21 protein-coding genes are annotated in these 24,644 nt (G+C 62.8%); 10 read left to right on the forward strand and 11 right to left on the reverse strand.

Annotated features, from left to right (window positions below):
- The first annotated feature begins 293 nt into the window (after positions 1-293).
- The 5 genes from X730_RS145140 to X730_RS145120 are packed head-to-tail and all read left to right on the forward strand — an operon-like array spanning position 294 to position 5,611.
- Positions 294-482, forward strand: a complete 189-nt coding sequence (locus X730_RS145140; RefSeq protein ID WP_023682045.1) for a hypothetical protein — start codon at positions 294-296, stop codon at positions 480-482.
- The gene (locus tag X730_RS145135) at positions 482-1,663 is read left to right on the forward strand and encodes an acyltransferase (protein WP_023740784.1); all 1,182 of its coding nucleotides are present in this window, start codon (positions 482-484) and stop codon (positions 1,661-1,663) included. The genes X730_RS145140 and X730_RS145135 overlap by 1 nt, the downstream gene beginning before the upstream one ends.
- Positions 1,660-2,772 carry a glycosyltransferase gene (locus X730_RS145130; protein ID WP_023682047.1) on the forward strand — a complete coding sequence of 371 codons (1,113 nt, stop codon included), beginning with the start codon at positions 1,660-1,662 and terminating at the stop codon, positions 2,770-2,772. The genes X730_RS145135 and X730_RS145130 overlap by 4 nt, the downstream gene beginning before the upstream one ends.
- Entirely contained in the window at positions 2,769-3,815 is a 1,047-nt protein-coding gene (locus X730_RS145125; protein ID WP_023712595.1) for a glycosyltransferase, read from the forward strand. The genes X730_RS145130 and X730_RS145125 overlap by 4 nt, the downstream gene beginning before the upstream one ends.
- On the forward strand, positions 3,815-5,611 hold the full coding sequence (locus X730_RS145120) for an ABC transporter ATP-binding protein (protein WP_027049321.1): 1,797 nt from the start codon (positions 3,815-3,817) through the stop codon (positions 5,609-5,611). The genes X730_RS145125 and X730_RS145120 overlap by 1 nt, the downstream gene beginning before the upstream one ends.
- Before the next feature lie 123 nt (positions 5,612-5,734).
- Here the strand turns inward: X730_RS145120 and X730_RS145115 are convergent, their stop codons facing one another.
- The 5 genes from X730_RS145115 to X730_RS145095 are packed head-to-tail and all read right to left on the reverse strand — an operon-like array spanning position 5,735 to position 10,974.
- Positions 5,735-6,565 carry a dipeptide ABC transporter ATP-binding protein gene (locus X730_RS145115; RefSeq protein ID WP_023682050.1) on the reverse strand — a complete coding sequence of 277 codons (831 nt, stop codon included), beginning with the start codon at positions 6,563-6,565 and terminating at the stop codon, positions 5,735-5,737.
- Entirely contained in the window at positions 6,565-7,410 is an 846-nt protein-coding gene (locus tag X730_RS145110; RefSeq protein WP_023692618.1) for an ABC transporter ATP-binding protein, read from the reverse strand. The genes X730_RS145115 and X730_RS145110 overlap by 1 nt, the downstream gene beginning before the upstream one ends.
- The gene (locus X730_RS145105; protein ID WP_050485757.1) at positions 7,410-8,294 is read right to left on the reverse strand and encodes an ABC transporter permease subunit; all 885 of its coding nucleotides are present in this window, start codon (positions 8,292-8,294) and stop codon (positions 7,410-7,412) included. Before X730_RS145105 ends, X730_RS145110 begins: the two co-directional genes overlap by 1 nt.
- Before the next feature lie 26 nt (positions 8,295-8,320).
- Entirely contained in the window at positions 8,321-9,328 is a 1,008-nt protein-coding gene (locus X730_RS145100) for an ABC transporter permease subunit (protein ID WP_023692619.1), read from the reverse strand.
- Positions 9,329-9,375: 47 nt separating this feature from the next.
- Positions 9,376-10,974 carry an ABC transporter substrate-binding protein gene (locus X730_RS145095; protein ID WP_023669491.1) on the reverse strand — a complete coding sequence of 533 codons (1,599 nt, stop codon included), beginning with the start codon at positions 10,972-10,974 and terminating at the stop codon, positions 9,376-9,378.
- 476 nt (positions 10,975-11,450) lie between these two features.
- Between X730_RS145095 and X730_RS145090 the strand changes: the two genes are divergently transcribed.
- Entirely contained in the window at positions 11,451-13,442 is a 1,992-nt protein-coding gene (locus X730_RS145090) for a long-chain fatty acid--CoA ligase (RefSeq protein WP_023682052.1), read from the forward strand.
- Between the two features lie 28 nt (positions 13,443-13,470).
- Positions 13,471-14,178 carry a methyltransferase gene (locus X730_RS145085; RefSeq protein WP_027049319.1) on the forward strand — a complete coding sequence of 236 codons (708 nt, stop codon included), beginning with the start codon at positions 13,471-13,473 and terminating at the stop codon, positions 14,176-14,178.
- An 84-nt stretch (positions 14,179-14,262) separates the two neighbouring features.
- Here the strand turns inward: X730_RS145085 and X730_RS145080 are convergent, their stop codons facing one another.
- The 3 genes from X730_RS145080 to pgi form a co-directional block, all read right to left on the reverse strand.
- On the reverse strand, positions 14,263-14,484 hold the full coding sequence (locus X730_RS145080) for a hypothetical protein (RefSeq protein WP_155922478.1): 222 nt from the start codon (positions 14,482-14,484) through the stop codon (positions 14,263-14,265).
- Between the two features lie 69 nt (positions 14,485-14,553).
- Entirely contained in the window at positions 14,554-15,285 is a 732-nt protein-coding gene (locus X730_RS145075) for an HAD family hydrolase (protein WP_023688783.1), read from the reverse strand.
- Entirely contained in the window at positions 15,282-16,889 is a 1,608-nt protein-coding gene (gene pgi, locus X730_RS145070) for a glucose-6-phosphate isomerase (protein ID WP_245260274.1), read from the reverse strand. Before pgi ends, X730_RS145075 begins: the two co-directional genes overlap by 4 nt.
- Before the next feature lie 463 nt (positions 16,890-17,352).
- On the opposite strand from pgi, the gene X730_RS145065 reads away from it, so the two are divergent.
- On the forward strand, positions 17,353-18,846 hold the full coding sequence (locus X730_RS145065) for a PLP-dependent aminotransferase family protein (protein ID WP_023669484.1): 1,494 nt from the start codon (positions 17,353-17,355) through the stop codon (positions 18,844-18,846).
- A 206-nt stretch (positions 18,847-19,052) separates the two neighbouring features.
- Complete coding sequence (locus X730_RS145060; RefSeq protein ID WP_023669483.1) at positions 19,053-20,657, forward strand: trimethylamine methyltransferase family protein; 1,605 nt, start codon at positions 19,053-19,055, stop codon at positions 20,655-20,657.
- 17 nt (positions 20,658-20,674) lie between these two features.
- Here X730_RS145060 and X730_RS145055 read toward each other — a convergent pair whose 3' ends face one another.
- Together X730_RS145055 and X730_RS145050 are read right to left on the reverse strand one after the other, a co-directional pair.
- A complete protein-coding gene (locus tag X730_RS145055; RefSeq protein ID WP_023826842.1) occupies positions 20,675-21,073 on the reverse strand; it encodes a hypothetical protein in 399 nt (132 codons plus the stop codon).
- 140 nt (positions 21,074-21,213) lie between these two features.
- Positions 21,214-23,019, reverse strand: a complete 1,806-nt coding sequence (locus tag X730_RS145050) for an IlvD/Edd family dehydratase (protein ID WP_023712598.1) — start codon at positions 23,017-23,019, stop codon at positions 21,214-21,216.
- 143 nt (positions 23,020-23,162) lie between these two features.
- On the opposite strand from X730_RS145050, the gene X730_RS145045 reads away from it, so the two are divergent.
- On the forward strand, positions 23,163-23,621 hold the full coding sequence (locus X730_RS145045; RefSeq protein WP_023826843.1) for a carbon monoxide dehydrogenase subunit G: 459 nt from the start codon (positions 23,163-23,165) through the stop codon (positions 23,619-23,621).
- A 160-nt stretch (positions 23,622-23,781) separates the two neighbouring features.
- Here X730_RS145045 and X730_RS145040 read toward each other — a convergent pair.
- On the reverse strand, positions 23,782-24,644 hold an 863-nt coding region (locus X730_RS145040), incomplete at its 5' end, for an Mrp/NBP35 family ATP-binding protein (protein ID WP_031197127.1).

Consider the following 24,644-nt stretch of genomic DNA (forward strand, 5'->3'; position numbering starts at 1 on the left):
TAATTTATAAGATACAAAACCACTATCTTGGAATAATCTTCGTCAATTTTGACCTATATCAGACACTCCGGATTATAGTTGTGTAATTAAACCGTGCCTTTTCTGACATGGTACTACTGCTCATGCAGCATTGCGGACGTGAAAAACCCTGATCGACGCAACGCACTCGCAAATCATACCCATTTTTAGCACTAACTCACACAAATATTACAGCTCGATAGATATTTTGTGTTGCACTGCACCATTGCCCGGTTGCACCATTTCTTGGGGGATTTGGTACTGGGAAGTGCGCCGTGGAGGATTCCGCCAAGTTGATCAGCTTGAATTTTTCGCTGGCCAGCACCGATTTCGAGGCTGCCCCGCGCACAAGGCGCGGGTTTGATGTTGTCGGCGCACTCTCGACGCTGGCAGGCCTCGACCTGAGGCCCGGAATGCAGGGCCGCTGGCTTCATCGGAGATTTCAGACCGGCGGAAATGGCTGATGGCGGTCGCGCGTGACAATCAGTTGGACGCTCTGCGCGCCATCGCTGTCACGATGGTTCTCTATTCCCATTTCCTTGCACCCAACGGGTCCTCCTTTTGGGGCCACATCGGGGTGCGGCTTTTTTTTGTGCTGAGCGGCTTCCTGATCACACGACTGCTGCTCGAAGCGCGCGCCGCGGCCGAATTCAAAGCCGGCCCTGCATTGAGTTCCTTTTACATCAGGCGCGCGCTGCGCATATTCCCGCCCTATTTCGCCGTGCTTGGGTTCGTCTGGCTGACCGATCTGGAGCAGTCCAGTGGATCGCTCGTCTGGCATGCGCTTTACCTGTCGAATTTTTGGTACGCGCTGCGCAACGAATGGACGCCCTGGCTACTCTGCCATTTCTGGAGCCTGAGCATCGAGGAGCAGTTCTATATCGCCTGGCCGCTGGTCGTGCTTCTCGCACCCCGCCGGCGGGTGGAAGCGATCACTATCGGCGTCATCCTGTTGTCGCTGGCCTATCGCTTCTACTGGCCGATCACCGCCACCCCGGCGCTAGCGCGCGACCTGCTGCCGCCAGCATCGATGGACGCGCTGGCGTTTGGTGCTTTGCTTGCCTGCCGGCGGACCAGAGGCGCCGGCCTGCCGCAATGGATGCGGCTAGGCTGGCCAGCCCTTGCGGCTGTCTTCCTGGCGATTGAGTGGCTTATCCCTGCGCCGGCCGATCCTATGCTGGAATGGGCCCGCTGGGCGTTACTGCAGATCCTGCCCCTAGTGCCGCTGGTGGCCGTTGTCGCCGCCTGTTCAGCCGGCCTTGGCGGCGTCCTCGGCAGGGTTTTCGAACTGCCACCGCTGCTGTCACTGGGCCGCATCAGCTACGGCGTCTATCTTTACCATCCGATCCTTCTTTCGCTCGCCGTCAAGTCACAGCCCTGGATCCCGCTCAATGTCTCGGAGCAGGGGCCAGGGCGTTTCCTGGTCGCGAGCACCGCCACGATCGCCGTCGCTTCGATCTCGTGGACGGCTTTCGAAAAGCCGCTCAACGGCCTCAAGCGCCGCTTCCCCTATGTAGCGCGCCGCCGCTCCCAGGCACGCTCTGGCGATGCCGGCTGGCTCGGCAGGGCGGCGGACGCCTATCCCGGCGGATCCCCCGATGGCCGCGCCGCACTCGAACTCCGGCGAACGGATGCGCAGAGATGACCACCGCGCCGCTCGTCTCCGTCCTGCTGCCGGTCTACAATGCCGGGCCTTATCTCACCGCTGCGCTGGAGAGCATTCTGCGGCAAGACTACGATCGCCTGGAGGTCATCGCTATCGATGACGGATCGACTGACAACTCGCTCGAGATTCTCGAACGATACCGCCGGGCAGACAATCGCGTTTCTGTCATCTCGCGTGAGAACCGCGGCCTCGTCGCCACCCTCAATGAAGGGCTACGACTGGCCCAGGGCGAGCTTGTTGCGCGAATGGATGCGGACGATGTCGCCTATCCCCGGCGCCTCTCGCGCCAGGTCGCACTGTTCGAGCGGCGGCCCGATCTCGGCTTCTGCGGCGCCTGCGTCGATACCTTGCTTCACGGCCGTATCGCCAAAGGCAGGCTAGACCCGGTGTTCCGGCTCGGCCGGCTCGACATATTGTCGATGTTCTTTACGATATTCTTACATCCGACGGTGATCTATAACAGGAAGGTTATTGGGAACAACGATCTCTATTACGATCCAAAATATAGGCATGCCGAGGATTTCGATCTCTTCAGACGGCTTGCCGGCCGTTTCCCGGCGACCATATTGCCCGATAGCCTGCTCGTCTATCGCATCCATGCGGGAAGCGTGACCATGCGGCATGCCAAGGAAATGCGCAGGACGCATTTGCGGATCGTGGCCGAAAATCTCGAGCGTGAGGGGCTTGCGGAAACCACAGCGGATCTGCGCGACATCGGCGAGGCCGTCTCTTTCGACACGGTTTCGCGCGCAGCCGATTTCATCCGTGCGCTCGAAGAGCGGATTTCCGAGCTGCCGACCGACACACGGCCAAGCTTCGAGGCAGGCGCGCTGAACCTGTTCTATTTCCTCTACCAACTCGTCGGCGACGAAGGAGAACCGCCGCTGACCCACGAATTGCTCACGCGGACGGCGAGATGGAATTTCATCCGGCGCCGCGAACAATATGCGCTGCGTCCCGGCGTCTGGGCGCCTTGGCTCAGCCTGCTCTCGATAAGGGCCGGAAAGCGGGCGGACGCGGTGGCGTACTTCTTCAAAACCACGCCGGCCGAAGCGGTGCTTGCGCGTTATCAGCGGGGACTGGTATGACCGACAGGCCCCACCCGCTCCTGCGCGATCACCAGTTTGCGAGTGCACCTGTCCCGACATCTCCCCGATCGGAGCGGCCGTCGCTCGAGGTCAGTTTCATCGTCTGCACGCGCGACCGCGCCGCTGTGCTGGAGGCTTGCATAGCCTCGATCCAGACCGCATGCCGGGTGCACGCCACCTTCGCGGCAGAGTTGGTGGTGGTCGATAATGGTTCACGGGACGGCACGTCAAAGCGGCTGGCCGCTATCGCCGAAACTTCCGACATCCCAGTCACAGCCGTCTCGGAGACTCGCCCCGGACTAGCCGCTGCCCGCAATGCCGGATTGGCGCGAGCGCGAGGCCGCGTGCTGGTCTTCGTCGACGACGACTGCAAGCTCGACCGCGACTATCTCCGCGACCTGGAGCGGCACTACCGGAGTGGCGAGAAGTGGCTGATCCGCGGCGGCCGGGTCGAGCTCGGTGATGCCCGGGACCTGCCCTTCACCATAAAGCTCCGCGAGGCAAGCGAGCGGCTGACCCCGGCGGTCCACCCCGGCGGCTTCGTGCTCGGCTGCAACATGACCATGCACCGCGACGTCGCGGCCCGCATCGGCTCGTTCGACGAACGCTTCGGCGCTGGCGGCCCGCTACGCTCGGCTGAAGATACTGATTATCTCGTGCGGGCGATGCTGCTCGGCATGCCGGTCGAGTATGTGCCCGACATGACGGTCTTGCATCATCACGGCCGGCGAGACCGCAAATCGATCGACAGGCTGCACCGCGACTATAGCCTCGGTAATGGTGCGCTGTGCCTGAAACATGTCCGCCACGCCCCTTGGCTGCTTCGCCATGTCTATTGGTCCGCGCGGGCCGCGTTCAGGGAACTGGCGGGCCGTCCTCGCTTTGACCGCGACCTCGATCTGTCGCACTGGCCTATTGTTGTTATGAATCTGGCAGGTGCCGCCAGATTTGCGCTGCTCGTCATGATGGGATGGCCAAAACGGCTGCCGCTGCGCCACGACCGAGAAGCCAGCGAAGCCAATGCGGAGGCCAGAGCGCGATAATGTCACTGATTCCGTCAGCCCTGCCAATGCTGCGCCGCGCGCTTGGTGGCAGGCTGTTGCGGCTCGTTCCCGTCGTGGTGGGGCTCGGGCTTGCGGGCGCCGCGCTGGAAGGCCTCGGCATCGGTCTCATCATTCCGCTGCTCGGCATCATTATGGGACGTGGCGAAACATCAGGCATGGCCGGTTTCTCCGCCCTCCTCCAGCAGGTTGGAGCGGACCTCGGCGAGCGCCAGCGGCTGATCGCCATTTCGGCCGCGATCCTCGGTTCGATCGTACTGAAAAATGTCTTTGCCTTCGCCAACACTCTGCTGACCAGCTACATCTACGGCAAGGCAGGTTATTCGATCCGTAGCGCACTGTCGGAGCAGTTGCTCAGGGTCGGCTACCCCTTTTTCCTGCAGCAAAGCCCCGGGCGGCTGCTCAACATCATCTCCAACGAATCCTGGCGAGCATCCGACGCTATCCAGGCCCTGCTCGGCGCGATCGTCAGTGCCTCGGCCGCCGTCATCCTGCTCGCCTTCCTCCTGCTCCTCTCTTGGCAGATGACGCTGCTGGTGACTCTAGGGCTGGCGCTTGTCCAGCTGGCGCACGGGGTTTTGTCGTCCAATCTGAAGGCGCCGAGCCGCAGCGTCGTCTCGCGCAACAGCGCACTGGCGTCGCAGATGCTGCATCTGGTGCATGCCGGGCGCCTGATTCGCATCTTCGGGCAGGAGAACCGCGAAAAGGCGGTCTTCGCCAAAGCGTCCGACGGGGTGCGGCGGGCGGCTTTCGTGCTTTCAATCCGCCAGGGCGTCTTGCCGCCACTGACCGAGGTATTGCACGCGATGCTGTTCCTGGCGGTGGTGATCGGAGCCTGGCTGGCGAATGTAAGCTTCCCGCTGACCGTCGCCTTCCTCATCCTGCTCTACCGACTCCAGCCGCATATGCGGGCCTTGCAGATGTCCTGGAGTCAGTTGCAAGGCATGAGCGGCTCGCTGGAGGAGGTACAATGGCTGCTCGATCCTTCCGACAAGCCCGAGGCGCCGCAGGGCAGCCTGCCGTTCGACGGCTTGCGCCAAGGGATCAGCTTCGATGATGTGAGCTTCGCCTATTCCGGTCCCCTGTCAGGCCCCGACGCGCGCGAGGCGGTGCTGCATAAGGCGGTGTTCGATATCCGCAGCGGCCGCTCGACGGCGCTGATCGGCCGCTCGGGCGCCGGCAAGACGACGATCGTCAATCTCCTGTGCCGCTTCGTCAAACCCGACAGCGGCAGGATCCTCGTCGATGGGGCACCGCTCGATGAAGTCGACCCAAGCCAGTGGCGGCGGAACATTGCCCTGGCCAGTCAGGAGCTGGAACTGGTCGATGGCACCATTTTTGAAAACATTATCTACGGCTACGACACGGCCTCGGCCAGCGACGCCATGCGCGCCGCAAGGCTGGCCGAGGCACATCAATTCATCGAGCACCTGCCGCAGGGTTACGCGACGCTGGTCGGATACCGGGGCATCAACCTGTCAGCCGGACAAAGGCAAAGGATCGCCCTGGCGCGGGCGCTGGTGCGCGATCCCGATATTCTCATCCTCGACGAAGCCACCAGTGCGGTGGATGGGTTGTCAGAAGCCGCTATTGTCGAGACGCTGAAGTCGCGGGCCGGCCGCCGCACCACCATTGTCATCAGTCATCATTACAGCACCATATCGTTCTGCGACGACGTGGTGATCTTGAGCCGCGGTCGGGTGAAAAAACAGGCCCCCTTCGCAACCCTGGCAATGCTCAGCATGGACGAGCTTTACCAGCACGGAGCGGGTGAGTGATGGGGCGCACCCCAACCTGCGACGCGGCTTACGCCCGGCAGCTCGCAGATCGCGATCGATCCTGCCGGCAAACCACCGCCGCGACGCATTTCCGATTGTTCAAAAACAATTCTCGGTGAGAGGTCAGGCGGCCTTCTTCTTCGCCAGCCGCGCCTTGATCGAGGCGACGTCGGCGCGCGGCGTCGCGGCGAACAGCGTCCTGGTGTAGTTGTGCTTGGGGTCGGCGAAGACCTCCTCGCGCGAGCCGTATTCGACGGCTTCGCCGAAATACATCACCATCACATCGTCGGCGATGTAGCGCACGACCGACAGATCGTGGCTGATGAAGACATAGGTCAGCTGGAATTCGTCCTGCAGGTCGGCGAGCAGGTTGAGCACCTGCGCCTGCACCGAAAGATCGAGCGCGGAGACCGGTTCGTCAAGCACCAGCAGGCTCGGGTTCAGCATCAGCGCGCGGGCAATGGCGATGCGCTGGCGCTGGCCGCCCGAGAACATGTGAGGATAGCGATTGTAGTGCTCGGTTCCGAGGCCGACTTTCTTCAGCATCCTCATGGCGAGGTCGCGCCGCTCTTCGGCCGGCTTGTCGGTGTTGATGAGCAGCGGCTCGCCCAGCACATCGCCGATCTTTTGGCGCGGATTGAGCGATCCGTAAGGGTTCTGGAAGACGATCTGCACCTTGCGGCGCATCTCCCTGGTCAGGCCGTTCCTTGCGATGTCGACCTTGTTGCCGTCGATGAACAGTTCGCCCGACGTTGCCGGATCGATCAGCGTGATGATGCGCGCCAGCGTTGACTTGCCGCAGCCCGATTCACCGACGATGGCCAGCGTCTTGCCCTTGTCGACGCTGAACGAGACGCCCTTGACCGCATGCACGGTGCGCGCGCCGCGAAACAGGCCGCCGCCGACGTGATAGTCGCGCACGATGTCCTTGCCTTCGACGACCTTGATGCTCATCAGACGCCCCCGGCAGCCGGTTCGAACAGCATGTCCGAGACGGTCGGTAGCCGGTCGCCGACGGCATTTTCCGGCAGCGCCGACAAAAGCGCGCGGGTGTAATTGCTCTTCGGCGATTCAAACAGCGACAGCACGTCGGCCTCTTCCATCTTGCGGCCCTTGTACTGGACGATGACGCGGTCGGCGGTCTCGGCGACGACGCCCATATTGTGGGTGATCATGATCAGGCCCATGCCGTATTTGACCTGCAGCGAGACCAGCAGGTCGAGGATCTGCTTCTGGATGGTAACGTCGAGCGCGGTGGTCGGCTCGTCGGCGATCAGAAGCTTGGGATTGCAGGCGATGGCGATGGCGATCATCACCCGCTGGCACTGGCCGCCCGACATCTGGTGCGGGAACGAGTTCAGCCGTTCGGCCGGCTCGGCAATGCCGACCTGCGTCAGCAATTCGATGGCGCGCTCGCGACGCTGGGCCTTGTCCATGCCCATATGGAAGCGCAGCACTTCCTCGATCTGGAAGCCGACGGTGAAGCACGGATTGAGACTGGCCATCGGCTCCTGGAAGATCATCGACATGTCCTTGCCGACGATCTTGCGACGGTCGGCCGGGCTCATCTTCAGAAGATCGCGACCGTTGAAGCTCATCTGGTCGGCAGTGACCGTCGCCGTCCACGGCAACAGCCCCATCACAGCCAGCATCGACACCGACTTGCCGGAGCCGGATTCGCCGACGATGGCCAGCACTTCACGTTCGTTCACATGGAGCGAGACGCCATCGACCGCGCGGAACGGGCCGGATGCGGTCTGGAACTCGACGACGAGATTGCGGATGTCGAGCAGCGCCATTACGACCTCCTCAGCTTCGGATCGAGCGCATCGCGCAGACCGTCGCCGATCAGGTTGATGGCAAGCACGGTGATGAGGATGGCCAGACCGGGGAAGGTCACCACCCACCAGGCGCGCAGGATGAATTCACGCGCCGAGGCGAGCATGGTTCCCCATTCCGGTGTCGGCGGCTGGGCGCCAAGGCCGAGAAAGCCGAGAGCGGCCGCCTCCAGGATGGCGTTGGAGAAGGACAGCGTGCCCTGCACGATCAGCGGCGCCAGGCAGTTGGGCAGGATGGTGCGCAGCATAAGCCTTATATGGCCGGCGCCGGCGACCTTGGCGGCGACCACATATTCGCGGCTCTTTTCGGCCATGACGGCAGCGCGCACCAGACGGGCAAAGTGGGGTTGCAGGACAAGCGCGATGGCCAGCATGGCGTTGAACAGGCCGGGGCCGAGGATGGTGACCAGAACCAGCGCCAAGAGCAGCGACGGGAAGGACAGGATCAGATCCATGACCCGCATGATCGCCACGTCGACCCAGCCCCGGAAATAGCCAGCCAAAAGGCCGAGCGTGATGCCGCCGACAAGCGCCAGCGTGACCACGACGGCGCCGATGAGCAGCGAGAAACGCGCGCCATAGAGCAGGCGCGAGAGCATGTCGCGGCCGACCGCGTCGGTGCCAAGCAGATATTCCATGCTGCCGCCTGCCTGCCAGGCCGGCGGGCGCAAGAAAGCGGTCTTGTCCTGGATGTCGGGCGCATAGGGCGCGAGCAGCGGTGCAAAGAGCGCGGCCAGCACCAAAAGGATGAAGACGAACAGGCCGATGACGGCGCCGCGGTTTACCGAGAAATAGTGCCAGAAAGTCCTGAAGCCGGTCAGTCGGTCAGGGTTGCCGGCGGCCATCGGGGCGATTTCGGTCGACTGGCTCATCACGCCGCCCTGATGCGCGGGTTGATGACGGCATAAAGCACGTCGACGATCAGGTTCACCGCCATGACGATAAGGGCGATCAGCAGCAAGCCTGACTGCACGACGACATAGTCGCGCTTGGATATGGATTCGACCATCCACTTGCCGATGCCCGGCCAGGCGAAGATGGTTTCTGTGAGAATGGCGCCGGCGAGCAGGGTACTGACCTGCAGGCCGATGGTGGTGACCACCGGGATCAGCGCATTGCGCAGCGCATGCACGCCGATGACGCGGGACGACGACAGGCCCTTGGCGCGGGCGGTCCGCACATAGTCTTCGCCCAGCACTTCGAGCATGGCCGAGCGCGTCTGGCGCGCGATCACCGCCAGCGGGATGGTGCCGAGCACAATTGTCGGCAGCACCAGGTGGCTCAATGCCGAGCGGAAAGCATCCCATTTGCCGTAGAGCAGGCTGTCGAGGGTCAGGAAGCCGGTGATCGGCTTGATAAAGAACTGAAGGCCGATGCGTCCTGAAACCGGGGTCCAGCCGAGATAGCCGGAGAAAAAGATGATCAGCAGCAGACCCCACCAGAAAATCGGCATGGAATAGCCGACAAGGGCGGTGCCCATCAGCCCCTGGTCGAACCAGGAGCCGCGTTTGACCGCAGCAATGATGCCGGCCGGGATGGCCAGCACCATGGCGAAGATCATGGCGAAGACTGAGAGCTCGACGGTTGCCGGGAAGAGCGTCATGAAATCTTCGATGACCGGCCGCTTGGACGAAATCGACACGCCGAAATTGCCGGTCGCGGCATCGCGGACATAATGCGCGTATTGCTGCCAGATCGGCAAATTGTAGCCGAACTGTTCCTTCAGTTCCGCGTAACGCTCGGGCGACACGCCATGCTCGCCGGCCATGGCAAGAATGGGATCGCCGGGCAGCAGCCTGACGAAAGCGAAGGCGCAGATGGTGATGCCGATCAGCGTCGGCAGCACCAAGACGATTTTGTTTAGGAGATATCGGAGCATCTTGAAAAGCGGGCGGCGCCTGATTGCGCGCCGCCCGCCTAACAGTTCTATTCGGCCTTGTCGACGCCGTCGAAGCGATGAATGCCGAGCGGGTCCATCATGAAGCCGCTGACATTTTTGCGCACGACTGCGTAGACCTGGCTGTGTGCCATGAGGAAGGCCGGAGCCTGCTTCTGGAAGACAACCTGCGCCTCTTCATAGAGCTTGGTGCGTTCGGCCTGGTCGCTGGTCTTCTTGGCCTTCTGGATCAGATCCTCGAAGTCCTTGTCGCACCAGCTGGAGTAGTTCGACACGCCGATGGCCGAGCAGGCGAACAGCGTGGCGAAGAAATTGTCCGGATCGCCATTGTCACCGGTCCAGCCGATCTGGAAGGCGCCCGGACGCTCCTTCTTCTTGCCTTCTTCGCGGTACTTCGTCCACTCGTAGCTGACGATCTCCGCCTTGACGCCGACCTTGGCCCAGTCAGCCTGGATCAGTTCGGCGGCGCGCTGGAAGTTCGGGTTGTAGGGACGGACGCGGTCGGAGGCCCAAAGCTGGATCTCCTTCAATCCGGCATCGGCCAGCACCTTCTTGGCGGCTTCCGGATCATAGGCGTCGGACTTCACGTCCTTGTTCCACGACCACATGGTCGGCGGGATCAGGTTTACGGCCGGCGTGGCGCCGGCGTCCTGGAACAGCGACTTGATGAGCGATTCCCGATCGATCGCCTGGTTGAGCGCATGGCGCACTTCAGGCTTGTCGAGCGGCGGGATGGTGGTGTTATAGCTCATATAGCCGATGTTGAGGCCAGCCTGATCCATCAGGGTCACGTCGGCGTTGGCCTTGATCGTGCCGATGTCGGCAGGATTCGGATAGGGCGCGATATCGCATTCGCCGGCGAGCACCTTCTGGATGCGGGCGGTGGCGTCAGGCGTGATCGCGAAGACGAGATCGTCGATCTTTTCCTTGCCCTTGAAGTAGTCCGGGTTGGCCGCATAGCGGATGACCGAATCCAGCTGGTAGTCGACGAACTGGAACGGACCTGTACCGACCGGCTTGGTCGAGAAGTCGGCCATCTTGCCGTCTTTTTCCAGCTGGTCGGCATATTCCTTCGACACGATCGAGGCGAAGTCCATGCCGAGATTGGCCAGCATCGGCGCGTTCGGCTCGGTCAGCGTCAGCTTCACGGTCAGGTCATCGACCTTTTCCCACTTGGCGACGTATTTCGGCATGTCCATGCCGGTGTAGTAGTCCCAGGTCAGGTTCGGCAGGTACTTCTCGCCGTTCCAGGGGTTTTCCTTGTTGAACTGGCGATCGAACGAAAAGACGACGTCGTCGGCATTGAAATCACGCGTCGGCTTGAAGAAATCCGTCGTCTGGAACTTCACGCCCGGATGCAGGTGGAAAGTATAGACCAGGCCGTCGTCCGAAATCTCCCATTTGTCGGCGAGACCGGGCACAACTTCGGTGCCGCCATGCTTGAACTCGACCAGGCGCGAATAGACGGTGCGCGACGAGGCGTCGAAGTCGTTGCCGCCCGTCGTGGTACCCGGGTCGAAGTTGGCCGGCGAGGCCTCCGAGCAATAGACCAGCGTCTTGGCATTGGCCACACCGCCGAGGACGCTTGCAGCCAGCAACGCGGCTGCAAAAGTCAGTTTCTTTTTCATTGAGCACTCCCTGATGTTCTTCCAAGCCCCTCTATAGGCTCGCGAAGCGCGCATATAAGCACCGTTTTTCCGGCTTTGGAACACCCTGTTTGCCTACCCCACCGTAAGCAGAAAATATTTCTCGGTCTTTGACGAACTGCAGAAACAAATAGCAAAATCTGCTAATCACGGGATTGTTAACGACCGCATTTTTTCATTGATCGCAGCAATCGTAAGCCAAAAATCCACAAGCCTGGGTTTCGCCACCGAGATGACCGGACGGCATTGCCTGAGCTGGCATCGCGGGAAGGATTTCGACGGCAAATCTTTGCCGTCCTGCCGCTGGGGCAAGACTTGCACGGCCGCCGATAGTCGCAATAGATAGATGACACGCTGGATTTTCCGGGAATCCGCGACATCGCTGCAGCGGAGGACGCCTCACCACATCGAGGCGGCGCAGCAGGAGCAGGCAACAGAACGACCGAGGGAGGCTAGAGGTGGCGAAAGCAACAAAGACAACGGCCCCGGCGAAAGCAAAAGCGGCGAAAGCTTCAAAACCGGCCGCCGCTGCCGCCAAGTCGAAAGCGCCACCGGCCAAAGCCACTCCCGCCGTCAAGCCAACGGCAACCTCGACGCCGGCGAAGGCAAGCGCCAACCCGGCAGCGAAACCTGCGGTCAAGCGCGCGGCGAAGACAACACCCGCTGCAAAGCCCGCCCAGCCGCCAGCCGCGAAGACAGCCGCGGCGAAGCCCGCCTCGAAGCCGTCGCCGGGCGCGGCCAAAAAACTGCCGAATACGCTGACGGCGCTTGCCGCGGGCTTGCCGGAAAAGCCATGGCTAAAAAGCTATTCGAAAGTCGTGCCGGCGGAGATCGGCGCCCTGCCCTACAGTTCGATCGGCGACTTCCTCGTCGGCGCCTGCAAGCAGTTTTCCGGCCAGCCGGCATACGTCTGCATGGGCAAGTCGATCTCCTATGCCGAACTCGAGCGGCAATCGGCCGCCTTCGGCGCTTATCTGCAATCGAAGGGCCTGCAGAAAGGCGCACGCGTGGCGCTGATGATGCCGAATGTGCTGCAATATCCGGTGGCGATGATGGCCGTGCTTCGCGCCGGCTATGTCGTGGTGAACATCAATCCGCTCTACACGCCGCGCGAGCTCGAACATCAGCTCAAGGATTCCGGCGCGCAGGCGATCGTCATTCTGGAGAATTTCGCCAGCACCCTGGACGCGGTGATTGCCAGGACGGCGGTCAAGCATGTGGTGGTCGCGGCGATGGGCGACATGCTCGGCGGCCTCAAGGGCACGATCGTCAACCTGGTCGTGCGCCGGGTGAAAAAGATGGTGCCGGCCTGGTCGCTGCCCGGCCATGTCAAGTTCAATGCGGCGGTGAAGGCCGGCGCCGGCATCGCCTTCAAGCCGGCCAAGATGGAAGCCAGCGACGTCGCCTTCCTGCAATATACAGGCGGCACCACGGGGATTTCCAAAGGTGCTGTGCTGCTGCACTCCAATGTGCTGTCCAATGTCGCGCAGAACACGCTGTGGCTGCAGGACGCCTATGCGATCAAGCCGAAACCGGCGCATCTCAATTTCATCTGCGCACTGCCGCTCTACCATATCTTCGCGCTGACGGTGAACGCGCTGATGGGCATGCAGCAGGGCGCCCAGAACGTGCTCGTTCCCAACCCGCGCGACATTCCCGGCTTCGTCAAGGAGCTGCAGAAATACCCGATGCACATTTTCCCCGGCCTCAACACGCTGTTCAACGCGCTGCTCAACAACGAGGATTTCCGCAAGCTCGACTTCAAGCCGCTGATCATGACGCTGGGTGGTGGCATGGCGGTGCAGAAGGGGGTTGCCGAGCGCTGGAAGGCGCTGACCGGCAATTCGATCACCGAGGGCTACGGGCTGTCGGAGACCTCGCCGGTGGCGACCGCCAACAAGTTCAGCGACAGCAATTTCACCGGCACGATCGGCCTGCCGCTGCCGTCGACCGAGATCGTCATCCGCGACGATGACGGCAACAACCTGCCGCTCGGCGAGGTCGGCGAGATCTGCATTCGCGGGCCGCAGGTCATGGCCGGTTACTGGAACCGGCCGGACGAGACCGCCAAGGTGATGACCAAGGACGGGTTTTTCAAATCCGGCGACATGGGCTTCATGGACGAGCGCGGCTACACCAAGATCGTCGACCGCAAGAAGGACATGATCCTGGTCTCCGGCTTCAACGTCTACCCCAACGAACTCGAGGAAGTCGTCGCCCAGCATCCGGGCGTGCTCGAAGTGGCGGCGGTCGGCGTGCCGGACGAGCATTCGGGCGAAGTGCCGAAGCTGTTCATCGTCAAGAAGGATCCGGCGCTGACCGTTGAGGCAATCACTGCGTATTGTCGCGAGAACCTGACCGGCTACAAGCGGCCGAAATACATCGAGTTCAGGACCGAGCTGCCGAAGACGCCGGTGGGCAAGATTTTGCGCCGGGCGCTGCGGGAATAATTTGAACGGCGAGCCTGGCGACGGCGGGATGGCGGACGATAGTCGGCGTCCCGATGCAGTAGTGTTCATCAAGGCGAACCTGCGGCTTGCGCCCGTTCCCGCGCTCCCTGAAATCCAGCTCTATACGGCTCATTCCGGCAGCGGCCTGAGGCGGCTTGTCGAGTGGCGAGCTCATGGACCGGAAGACGGCAGCCAGACCGAGGAGCACGAAGCTGAGCCGCAGCCGCCCTACTGGGCCTATGCCTGGGCCGGCGGCGCCGTGCTGGCGCGCTATATACTCGACCATCCGCAAATCGTGGCCGGTCACCGCGTGCTCGACCTCGGCGCCGGCTCGGGCCTCGTCGGCATCGCCGCCGCCAAGGCCGGCGCCAGCGCGGTGATCGCCGCCGAGAGCGATCGCAACGGCGTCGCCGCGATCGGCCTCAACGCGTTGGCCAACGGCGTCGAGATCACCATTGTCGACCAGGATATCACCACGGGCCCGCCGCCAGCGGTCGATCTCGTGCTTGCCGGCGACGTGTTCTACGGCCGCGAGGTTGCTCTGCGGGTGATCCCGTTCCTCGACCGCTGCCTGGCAGCCGGCATCGAGGTGCTGGTCGGCGATCCCCGCCGCGCCGATCTGCCGCTGTCGCGGCTACGATTGCTCGCCGAATATCAGGTGCCGGATTTCGGCGACGCAAAGGGTGATTTGACCAAGCCGAGCGGTGTGTTTTGGTTCGAGCCGGAAGATTGCTAGCGCGACGCGGCAAAGCCCAGTCGCTCTGAATGGCCGGATTCTACTCATTGTGGACAAACCTCAAGGGGCAGAAAATAGATTGGATTAGCCGTTGATAGGAGAAGTCGAATGGCGTGGATTAAAGTTGTTCAACGTATCGGCTTCATAGTTTGCCCAAAGTGCGAAAATCGCGGCTTCGAGCTTCAGCCTGGCGAAGACATCGATAACGCAAGCGCCAAGATCAGGTGCGGCAGATGCGGGTACGTTTGCTCTGCTGATGAGTAGCCCACTATGTCCGAAAACAAACCAGAAGCTCCATAGTTTCATGGCTGCTTCCCCCAACTCGGCCATTGGCGGGGAAATCCCGAGCCGAATTGAGTTTGCCCCAGGCCCCCGTCAGACCGTCTCCTTGACCCGCGCCGACAGAAAGTCCGGCAAGTCGGCAACCGAATCCAGAACGACATCGGCGATCGACGCCAGCGATTCCCGCGTGCCGGTGCCGGAGAGCACGCCGACCGCCAGGCCGCAGCCGCCGGCACGCGCCATCTCCAGGTCGTGGCGGTTGTCGCCGACCATGGCGATCTCGGACGCCTTCAACCCGGTCAGGTCGCAAAAGGCGACGATCGTGTCCGGCGCCGGTTTCGGATTGGCGACCGCGTCATAGCCATAGGCGGCGGTGAACAGCTGCGCGACGCCGAGCGTGACCATGGTCTTTTCGGCACCGGCAGTCGAATCATTGGTGGCGACGCCGAGCCGGTAGGATCGCTTGTGCAGAGCCGTCAGCGCCGCGACGATGCCGGGCAAGGCCACCGCCATCGATGAGCCTTGCACCGAGGTGATCTCGTTGAAACGGGCGACGGCCAGCATCTGGTCCTCGTCGGACAGGCGCGGGAACCATAGTTCGACGACATCCATGTTGGTGCCCGAGGCGAAGATGGAATCCGGCTTGAAACGCTTGGCGACAAAATCGAAGCCCGCCGCTGAAAGCAGCCTGTCGGCTTTCCAGCGATCGCCCTCGGCAGCATCCATGGCCATGAAATCGGCGATGCCGAGCCAGGTCGCGTTGAAATCGACAAGCGTGCCGTCCTTGTCGAACAATATGCCCTTGATGTCGGCCGGATTTTTCATTGCGCCCCCCGCAGTTGCTGGATGCGCGCCACCAGCCCGGCCGTCGATGCGTCGCGCTTGGCGGCGCTCTCCTTGCCTTCCACGACTGGCAACAGGCCGGTCGCCAGCTCCTTGCCGAGCTCGACGCCCCATTGGTCGAAGGAATTGATGTTGAACAGAGTGCCTTCGACGAAGACGCGGTGCTCGTAAAGCGCGATCAGCCGGCCGAAGGTGCGCGGGTCGAGCTTGCGGTAGAGGATCGTCACCGAGGGGCGGTTGCCGGAGAAGACGCGGTGCGGGGCTATTCTGTCGACATCGGCCGGCTTCATGCCCTTGGCCAGCATCTGCGCGCGAGCCTCGTCCAGCGTGCGGCCCTTCATCAACGCTTCCGATTGGGCCAGGCAATTGGCAAGCAGTAGATCGTGCTGGTGCTTCAGATCCGGCTCATGGCCGACGGCAGCGGCAAGGAACTCGACCGGGATGGAATCGGTGCCCTGGTGCAGCAGCTGGAAGAAGGCGTGCTGGCCATTGGTGCCGGGCTCGCCCCAGACCAGCGGTCCGGTCGGCGTCGTCACCGGCGTGCCGTCGAGGGTGACGCCCTTGCCGTTCGATTCCATGTCGAGCTGCTGCAGATAGGCCGGCAGCCTGGAAAGGCGCTGGTCATAAGGGATGACCGCACGCGCCGGATAACCGCAGATCACGCGATGCCACCAGCCGACCAGCCCCAGCAGCGCCGGCAGGTTCTTCTGCAGGGGTGCGGTGCGGAAGTGCTCGTCCATCTCATGCGCGCCATCGAGGAAGGCGCGGAAGTTGCGCGGGCCGATGGCGATCATCACCGGCAGGCCGATGGCGCCCCACAGCGAATAGCGGCCGCCGACCCAGTCCCAGAAGCCGAACACGCGATCCGCTTCGATGCCGAACTTGGAAACCAGGTCGAGCGCGGTCGAGACGGCGGCGAAATGCTTGCCGACAGCTTCCTTGCCGAGCGCCTTCTGCACCCATTCGCGCGCCGTCTCGGCATTGGTCATCGTCTCGACCGTGGTGAAGGTCTTCGAGGCGATGATGAACAGGGTGGTTTCGGCCGACAGGCCCTTCAGCGTGTCGTGGATATGGGCGCCGTCGATGTTGGAGACGTAGTGCGCGCGCGGGCCGTCGTGATAGGGCGCCAGCGCCAGCGTCGCCATGGCCGGGCCGAGATCGGAGCCGCCAATGCCGATGTTGACAATGTCGGTGATTTTCTTGCCGGTGGCGCCGGCGGCCTTGCCGGAGCGAATGGCGTCGGCGAAAGCGCCCATGGCGTCGAGCACGGACAGCACATCCGCCTTGACGTCCTGGCCATCGACGGTGACGCCCTTGCCCGAGAGGTTGCGCAGCGCCGTGTGCAGCACGGCGCGGTCTTCGGTGATGTTGATTTTCTTGCCGGAAAACATTGCGGCGCGGCGACCTTCGAGATCGGCGGCGGCGGCGAGCTTCTCGAGCAGTTCCATCGTGCCCTGGTCGACCGCGCATTTCGACCAGTCGAGCAAAAGGTCGCCGTCGCTGGCCGAGAACGTCTCGAAGCGCTTGGGGTCGGCGGCAAAAGCCTCGCGCATCGTACCCGATGCCGCCGCGCGCGCAGCACGCAAGGCGACAAGCTGTTTGTCGAAGGAGGAATGATCCACTTTCGGCTCCTGATCGTTTTTCACGACATCTTATCAGACCGGATGTTTCCGGCGCGTGTCGTCGCGCTGATCTTATTGAGCCGAATTCCGCATGTTTCAATGCGTGGGGATGACGCAGTGCAGCATAGTGCGATGTGATGGAGCTATGACGCTGCGCGCCGCGCTGGATGATTTGATGGGAGTAGCGACGACGCTGCGCGTCGCGCTGGGGATAATGAGGCGCGACGACGCTTCGCATCGCGCGGGCGTCCGCGCTGCGGGATGACGCAAGCGTCACCCGGGGATGAGACGACGCTGCGCGTCGCGCATAGATCACTGGCATAAATCCCAGCGATCAGAAAAATTGATTGGCGCAACCCCTTGTGCCACGGTTACCTTCCGCTGGTCCAGCCAAGCAAAAAAGACTGGCCATCGAGGAACACCTTCCATGCCACAGCGTAACGACACGGCCATATGGTCCGGCCTGTTCCGGATTTCGGCGGAATCGGGCCAGACCCTGCAGGCGCAGATCCGTCAGGCGATCGTCGCCGCCATTCTCGACCGGCAGATCGCCGCTTCGATGCCGCTTCCGTCCTGCCGCATCCTGGCTGAAAAACTCGGCGTCGCGCGCGGCACTGTGGTGCTGGCGTTCCAGCAATTGGTCGACCAAGGTTTCCTGGTGGCGCGCGAACGGCGCGGCCATTTCGTCAATCCGGATGTGCTGGCCACCCCCGCCAAGCCGCACCAGAAGGCGCCCGACCAGCAGAACGAGATCGACTGGAAGGCACGCCGGCAGATCGCCGCCAGCGACATGCCGCCACCGGCCAAGCACGACAACTGGATCAAGTCCTCCTACCCCTTCGTCTACGGCCAGTTCGACCCGGCGCTGTTCCCGACAGCCGAATGGCGTGAGTGCAACCGCATGGCGCTGGCCGTGCTCGAAATCCGCAACTGGGCCTCCGACATGGTCGATCGTGACGATCCGCTCTTGATCGAGCAGATCCAGGCGCGGCTGTTGCCGCGGCGCGGCATCTTCGCCAATCCGGACGAGATCATCGTCACGCTGGGCGCCCAGAACGCGCTCTATATGCTGGCGACACTGCTGATGACAAAGGGCTCCAAGGTCGCGATGGAAGACCCGGGATACCCCGACGCGCGCTCGATCTTCCGCTTGGCAGGCGCCGAAATCCAGCCGGTTCCGGTCGATCAGTCCGGCATCGTCACCTCGTCCATTCCCAACGATTCCGGCTTTGTCTTCGTCACCCCCAGCCACCACTGCCCGACCATGGTGCCGCTGTCGGCGGAGCGGCGGCAGGACCTTCTGGCGCGCGCCAACCGCCACAACCAGATCATCATCGAGGACGGCTATGACAGCCAGCTTCTCGACGAGGCGCCGCAGCAGGCGCTGAAGAGCCTCGATCGCTCGGGTCGCGTCGTCTATGTCGGCTCGATGTCGAAGACGCTGGCTCCGGGCCTACGGCTTGGCTACATCGTCGCTTCGGCTGGACTAATCTCCGAGCTCAGGGCGCTGCGCCGCTTCATGCTCAGGCACCCGCCGGCCAACAACCAGCGCGCGGTTGCGCTGTTCCTGTCGCTCGGCCATCACGAAGCCCTGGTGCGGCGGCTGTCGTCGGCCTTCGACGAGCGGCGCAAGCGTCTGGTCCATGCGATTTCCGCATTCCTGCCGGAATGGCGCTCGACCGATTCCGCCGGCGGCACATCGCTCTGGCTGGAAGGCCCGCGCGGCACCGATTCACGTGGACTGGCCGAGGCCGCGGCGTCGCGCAGCGTCATAATCGAGCCCGGCGATCGTTTCTTCGATCGCACCGAAAAGCCGTCGCGTTTCATGCGCTTGGGCATTTCCTCGATCGCATTGCAGCACATCGAGCCGGGTATTCGCGAGCTCGCGACCGCAGCCGGACGCAGGCCCGCTGCAGCCTGATTTGCCTGTGCCGGGGCTTTGAACAGTCCCGGCCCTTGGCATGATCACCAACATTCTGCATTAGCTCTCTGGCATACTCGGCTGCGTTGACTGGCCCATAGGCTGGGCCAATGGCAACGGCATAGTCGGCTGACAGAGGGACGAAGCAAGCCGACGGTGGACCAATCACCGCGCCGTGTTTCGCGAGCTAAAGGTGGAGTGCCCCCATGTCAGTGGCTGTTGAAAAGCAGGATGCGGCTCCTAAAGATGCATCAGCCGACCAGCGTTCGCGCCGATCCGGCGGGCGCGAAGCGCGCCGCGCCATGCGGGCCGCACCGCTTGCCGACGATATCCGGCCGGTGCGCGCCGGCCTCGAAGGCGGCAGCTACGGGCCGCTCAACCAGAACGACCAGGAGCGCATCCATGAAGCGGTGCTGACGCTGCTGGAGACCGTCGGCTTCGCCAATGCCATTCCCTCCTGCATCGAGGCGCTGACCGGGGTCGGCGCCGTCTATGGCGATGACGGCCGCGTCCGCTTCCCACGCGGGCTTGTGATGGACACGATCAGACGAGCCGCGCGGAATTTTACGCTGCACGGCCAGGACCCCAGGCATGACATGCTGATCCAGGGCAAGCGCGTGCATTACGGCACGGCGGGTGCGGCGGTGCATCTGGTCGATGTCGAAAAGCGCGAATACCGCGAGTCGCTGGTGCAGGACATTTACGACGCCGCCCGCCTCGTCGAAGGGCTCGACAACATCCATTTCTTCCAGCGGCCCATGGTGCCGCGCGACATTCCCGATCCGCTCGAAATGGACTTCAACACGCTCTATGCCTGCGTGATGGGGACGTCGAAGCATGTCGGCACCTCGTTCACGGTGCGCGAGAACGTGCAGCCGGCGCTGGAAATGCTTTATGCGATCGCCGGCGGCGAGGAGAATTTCCGCGCCCGGCCGTTCGTGTCGAACTCCAATTGCTTCGTCGTGCCGCCGATGAAGTTTGCCGAGGACGCCTGCGGCGTGCTCGAAGCCTGTGTCGACGGCGGCATCCCGATCCTGCTTTTATCGGCCGGCCAGGCCGGCGCCACCGCTCCCGCGGCGATTGCCGGCGCTGTGGTGCAAGCGGTGGCCGAAGTGCTTGTCGGCCTCATCTACGTCAACGCCATCAAGCCCGGGCATCCGGCGATCTTCGGCACCTGGCCGTTCGTCTCCGACCTCAGGACCGGCGCCATGTCGGGCGGCTCGGCCGAGCAGGCAGTGTTGACTTCGGCCTGTGCGCAGATGGCGCAGTTCTACGATCTGCCGGGCGGTTCGGCCGCCGGCATGACGGATTCGAAACTGCCCGACATCCAGTCCGGCTATGAAAAGGGCATCACCGACGTGATGGCCGGCCTTGCCGGCCTCAATCTGGTCTATGAATCGGCCGGTATGCATGCCTCGCTGCTCGGCTTTTGCCTGGAGAGCCTGATCATAGACAATGACATGCTGGGCCACTGCCTGCGCTGCGTGCGGGGCATCGAAGTGACCGACGAAGCGCTGTCGATCGACACCATCACCGAAGTCTGCATGAATGGCCCGGGCCACTATCTCGGCAACGAGCAGACGCTGCGCCTGATGCAGACCGAGTATTTTTATCCGGCCGTCGGCGACCGCTTTTCGCCCAAGGAATGGAACGAGAAGGGCCGGCCCGACATCTTGCAGCGGGCGATCATCGAAAAGAAGCGCGTGCTTGCCGAGCGCTTCCCGCGCCATGTGCCGAAGCTGCTCGACGACAAATTGCGCGCCCGCTTCGGCGAGATGATCAAGCTGCCACGCAGCGGCATGGGCGGGTAAGCTTCACCTTACGTAGGTCAGTCGGCACTTAACCCAAAGCGCTCGACCACTTCGGCGCTAATCAGCTTGCCATGCAGCGCCATCAACACGATCTGGGCATCCAGGCTGTCGCCGGTTTCAAGCGCAGCCTCGATGCGGCGCTCAGCGTCCAGCCGCCGCTCCGGCCCATTGGCCTGCTCGAAGGTTTGTGGGCCCGCGATGCAATAGCCAAACAGCTGCGCCACGGACCGGTAGGCGTCGGGCGGCGGCTCGTCCGGCCAATGATCCTTCATCAAATTGACGATGGTGAGCTTTACCCCCTCAGGGACAAGCGCCGGATGCAGATCGGCGCCGCGCAGCGCGGTGTCGAGTTCCCGCAAATCGCCGGAGCGACCGAACATGCCGAGGAAACCGATTGAAGAGCGCCGCTTCGTCATTGATGGGTGTTATCCCTTGTGCAGGACCTATCGACACGACGTATCTGTAGACTTGGCCCAATCGATACAAGAGCGTTGCCATGAGAAAAGGCGGCCTGCCCGATGGCAAGCCGCCTTCGATTTCACCAAACTTGCAATGCTCAGTGGTTGTCCCTCGGCACGCCGCTGGTGTGCGCGACGTCCTGGTATTTCACCGCCGGTTTCAGCACCATGCCCTCCGAGAACTGGTCGACCATGGAGCGCTGGATTTCCTGCCATGGCGTCTGGTGCTTGGGATAGTGGTAGCCGCCATCGTCCTGCAGTTCGGCACGGCGGCGCGTGATTTCCTCGTCGGTGACGAGGATGTTGGCAGTGCCTTTCCGTAAATCGATGCGCACACGGTCGCCGGTCTTGAGCAGCGCCAGGCCGCCGCCAATGGCGGCTTCCGGCGAAGCGTTGAGGATAGAGGGCGAGCCCGATGTGCCCGACTGGCGGCCATCGCCGATGCAGGCCAGCGCGTGAATGCCCTTCTTGATGAGATAGGCGGGCGGCTGCATGTTGACCACCTCGGCGCCGCCGGGATAGCCGATCGGGCCGGCCCCGCGCATGAACAGGATGGTGTGCTCGTCGATGCCTTGCGCCGGATCGTCGATGCGGGCGTGGTAGTCCTCCGGACCGTCAAAGACCATGGCGTTGCCTTCGAAGGCTTCCGGGTCGTTCGGGTTGGAGAGATAGCGCTCGCGGAATTCCGGCGAGATGCCGCTCATCTTCATGATTGCGGAATCGAACAGATTGCCGCTGAGATTGATGAAGCCGGCATTGGCCTTCAGCGGCTCGGCGACGGTGCGGATGACGTCGGTGTTCTCGTTGGCGACACCCTTGCAATTGTCACCGATAGTCTTGCCATTGACGGTCATCGCTTCGGGATAAGGCAGCAGCTTGGCCTTCATCAACTCGGCCACCACAGCCGGCACGCCGCCGGCATGGTGATAGTCTTCGCCGAGATATTCGCCCGATGGCTGCAGATTGACGATGAGCGGCACATGGAGGCCGACCGTCTGCCAGTCGTCATTGGTGAGCGGCACGCCGAGATGACGGGCAATCGCGTTGAGGTGGATCGGGGCATTGGTCGAGCCGCCAATCGCCGAATTGACGACAATGGCGTTCTCGAAGGCCTTGCGCGTCATGATGTCGGACGGCTTCAGATCCTCATGCACCATCTCGACGATGCGCTTGCCGGTCTCATAGGAGATCTGGCCGCGCTCGCGGTAGGGTGCGGGAATGGCGGCCGAACCCGGCAATTGCATGCCGAGCGCCTCTGCCAGCGAGTTCATCGTGGTGGCGGTGCCCATGGTGTTGCAATAGCCGGTCGACGGCGCCGATGAGGCGACGATGTCCATGAACTCGTCATAGTCAATCTCGCCGGCGGAGAGCCGCTGGCGCGATTCCCAGACGATGGTGCCGGATCCCGTGCGCTTGCCTTTGTGCCAGCCATTGAGCATCGGTCCGACCGAAAGCGCTATGGCCGGAATATTGACGGTGGCCGCCGCCATCAGCAGCGCCGGCGTGGTTTTGTCGCAGCCGATGGTCAGGACGACGCCGTCGAGCGGATAGCCGTAAAGCACTTCGACCAGGCCGAGATAGGCAAGGTTGCGGTCGAGTGCCGCGGTCGGGCGCTTGCCGGTCTCCTGGATCGGATGGCACGGGAATTCGAAGGGGATGCCGCCCATCGAGACGATGCCTTCGCGCACGCGCTTGGCCAGTTCGATATGGTGGCGGTTGCACGGCGACAGATCCGAGCCGGTCTGGGCGATGCCGATCAGCGGCTTGCCCGACATCAACTCGGCCCGCGTCAGGCCGTAGTTCAGGTAGCGCTCGAGGTAGAGCGCGGTCATGCCTGGATTGTCGGGATTGTCGAACCACTCCTGCGAGCGAAATTTCTTCTTTCCGGTGGGGGCGCCTGCCATCATGGTCTCCGTATTTGTAAGACAAATCGATATGGCAACGCGCGGAAGCAGGCAAGAGGGCGCACCGTCGCAACCGGACTTTGGTGCGATAGACACAGACCAGACCTTGCGTTAGGCCTTCGAAGTCTGTCCGGGAGGTGTCGATGGCTTTGGTGATCGAAGGCGAGGAACGCATTGCCGCCCCCCTGCAGAAAGTGTGGGACGCGCTGAACGATCCGAAGGTTTTGCAGGCGACCATTCCCGGCTGCCAGCACCTGGAGATGAAATCGCCGACCCAAATGGCGGCGACGGTGGTGTTGAAGATCGGACCGATCAAGGCGACATTCAACGGCGAGGTGACGTTGAAGAACCTGAAGCCGCCGCACTCCTACACCATCCAGGGCGAGGGCAAGGGCGGTATTGCCGGCTTCGCGAAGGGTGGCGCCGACGTGACGCTGACGGCGGACGGGCCGGATGCGACGGTCCTCAAATACGCGGCCAAGGCCGAAGTCGGCGGCAAGATCGCCCAACTCGGCAGCCGGCTGATCGAATCGACTTCGAAGAAGCTGGCCGGGCAGTTTTTTTCAAGTTTTGGCGAGAAGGTGGGCTCCCCTCCCCCTTGAGGGGAGGGTGCCTCGTGAAGCGAGGCGGGTGGGGTCGCCTCAACTGCCTCAACGTGAGTTGAGCTGCCTCGACTTGTAAAGAAATAGCGTCGAGCGTGTCACCGCGGACCCCACCCGGCCCTTCGGGCCACCCTCCCCTCAAGGGGAAGGGATATCCGAGCTACTCGAACACGATGTTCGGCACCGCCGCTTCGGCCGCGCCGCGTTCTTCGTTGACCCGGTCCCAGACCTTCGAAGCAATGCCGCGATAGATCTTCGCCTCGGCGCTGTCTGGCTTCGACGCCACCACCGGAGCACCTTCATCAGAACTTTCGCGAATGCCCATTTCCAGCGGCACTTCGCCGAGGAAGGTCACGCCGAGTCGCTCGGCCTCGCGCCGCGCCCCGCCATGGCCAAAGATGTCGTAGCGCTTGCCGGTATCGGGGGCTATGAAATAGCTCATGTTCTCGACGATGCCGAGCAGCGGCACGTCGACCTTCTTGAACATATTCAATCCTTTGCGGGCGTCGATCAGCGCCAGGTCCTGCGGGGTCGAGACGATGACGGCGCCGGCCAGCGGCACCTGCTGGGCCATGGTCAACTGGGCGTCGCCGGTGCCGGGCGGCATGTCGACGACGAGCACGTCGAGGCGGCCCCATTCGACCTCGCGCAGCATCTGCGTCAGCGCCGACATCACCATCGGACCGCGCCAGATCATCGGCGTCTCCTCGTCGACGAGGAAGCCCATCGACATCACCTTAAGGCCGTAATTCTCCATCGGTTTCAGGATCTTACCGTCGACGGTCTGCGGCCGGCCATGGATGTTGAGCAGCCTGGGCATGGACGGGCCATAAATATCGGCATCGAGCACGCCGACACGCAAACCGTTGGCGGCGAGGCCAAGCGCGATGTTGACAGCGGTGGTCGACTTGCCGACGCCGCCCTTGCCGGACGCCACCGCGATGATCGCCTCGATGCCGGGCACGCCGCGCTTGCCCGAGCTTTGCGAGGCCGGGGCGTGCGGGGCTGGGGAGTGTGGAGCTG

Origin of the sequence: Mesorhizobium sp. L103C131B0 (genome assembly GCF_000502275.1) — a bacterium.
Taxonomy (GTDB): Bacteria; Pseudomonadota; Alphaproteobacteria; order Rhizobiales; family Rhizobiaceae; genus Mesorhizobium.

Excerpts from the sequence above, each read along its gene's own strand:
- X730_RS145115 (WP_023682050.1), bottom strand. The coding sequence starts at position 6,565 with ATGAGCATCAAGGTCGTCGAAGGCAAGGACATCGTGCGCGACTATCAC.
- X730_RS145050 (WP_023712598.1), bottom strand. The coding sequence starts at position 23,019 with ATGGCAGGCGCCCCCACCGGAAAGAAGAAATTTCGCTCGCAGGAGTGG.
- X730_RS145130 (WP_023682047.1), top strand. The coding sequence starts at position 1,660 with ATGACCACCGCGCCGCTCGTCTCCGTCCTGCTGCCGGTCTACAATGCC.
- X730_RS145095 (WP_023669491.1), bottom strand. The coding sequence starts at position 10,974 with ATGAAAAAGAAACTGACTTTTGCAGCCGCGTTGCTGGCTGCAAGCGTC.
- X730_RS145110 (WP_023692618.1), bottom strand. The coding sequence starts at position 7,410 with ATGGCGCTGCTCGACATCCGCAATCTCGTCGTCGAGTTCCAGACCGCA.
- X730_RS145075 (WP_023688783.1), bottom strand. The coding sequence starts at position 15,285 with ATGAAAAATCCGGCCGACATCAAGGGCATATTGTTCGACAAGGACGGC.
- X730_RS145105 (WP_050485757.1), bottom strand. The coding sequence starts at position 8,294 with ATGGCCGCCGGCAACCCTGACCGACTGACCGGCTTCAGGACTTTCTGG.
- X730_RS145060 (WP_023669483.1), top strand. The coding sequence starts at position 19,053 with ATGTCAGTGGCTGTTGAAAAGCAGGATGCGGCTCCTAAAGATGCATCA.
- X730_RS145120 (WP_027049321.1), top strand. The coding sequence starts at position 3,815 with ATGTCACTGATTCCGTCAGCCCTGCCAATGCTGCGCCGCGCGCTTGGT.
- X730_RS145055 (WP_023826842.1), bottom strand. The coding sequence starts at position 21,073 with ATGACGAAGCGGCGCTCTTCAATCGGTTTCCTCGGCATGTTCGGTCGC.
- X730_RS145065 (WP_023669484.1), top strand. The coding sequence starts at position 17,353 with ATGCCACAGCGTAACGACACGGCCATATGGTCCGGCCTGTTCCGGATT.
- X730_RS145100 (WP_023692619.1), bottom strand. The coding sequence starts at position 9,328 with ATGCTCCGATATCTCCTAAACAAAATCGTCTTGGTGCTGCCGACGCTG.
- X730_RS145125 (WP_023712595.1), top strand. The coding sequence starts at position 2,769 with ATGACCGACAGGCCCCACCCGCTCCTGCGCGATCACCAGTTTGCGAGT.
- X730_RS145080 (WP_155922478.1), bottom strand. The coding sequence starts at position 14,484 with ATGAAACTATGGAGCTTCTGGTTTGTTTTCGGACATAGTGGGCTACTC.
- X730_RS145135 (WP_023740784.1), top strand. The coding sequence starts at position 482 with ATGGCGGTCGCGCGTGACAATCAGTTGGACGCTCTGCGCGCCATCGCT.
- X730_RS145085 (WP_027049319.1), top strand. The coding sequence starts at position 13,471 with ATGGCGGACGATAGTCGGCGTCCCGATGCAGTAGTGTTCATCAAGGCG.
- X730_RS145045 (WP_023826843.1), top strand. The coding sequence starts at position 23,163 with ATGGCTTTGGTGATCGAAGGCGAGGAACGCATTGCCGCCCCCCTGCAG.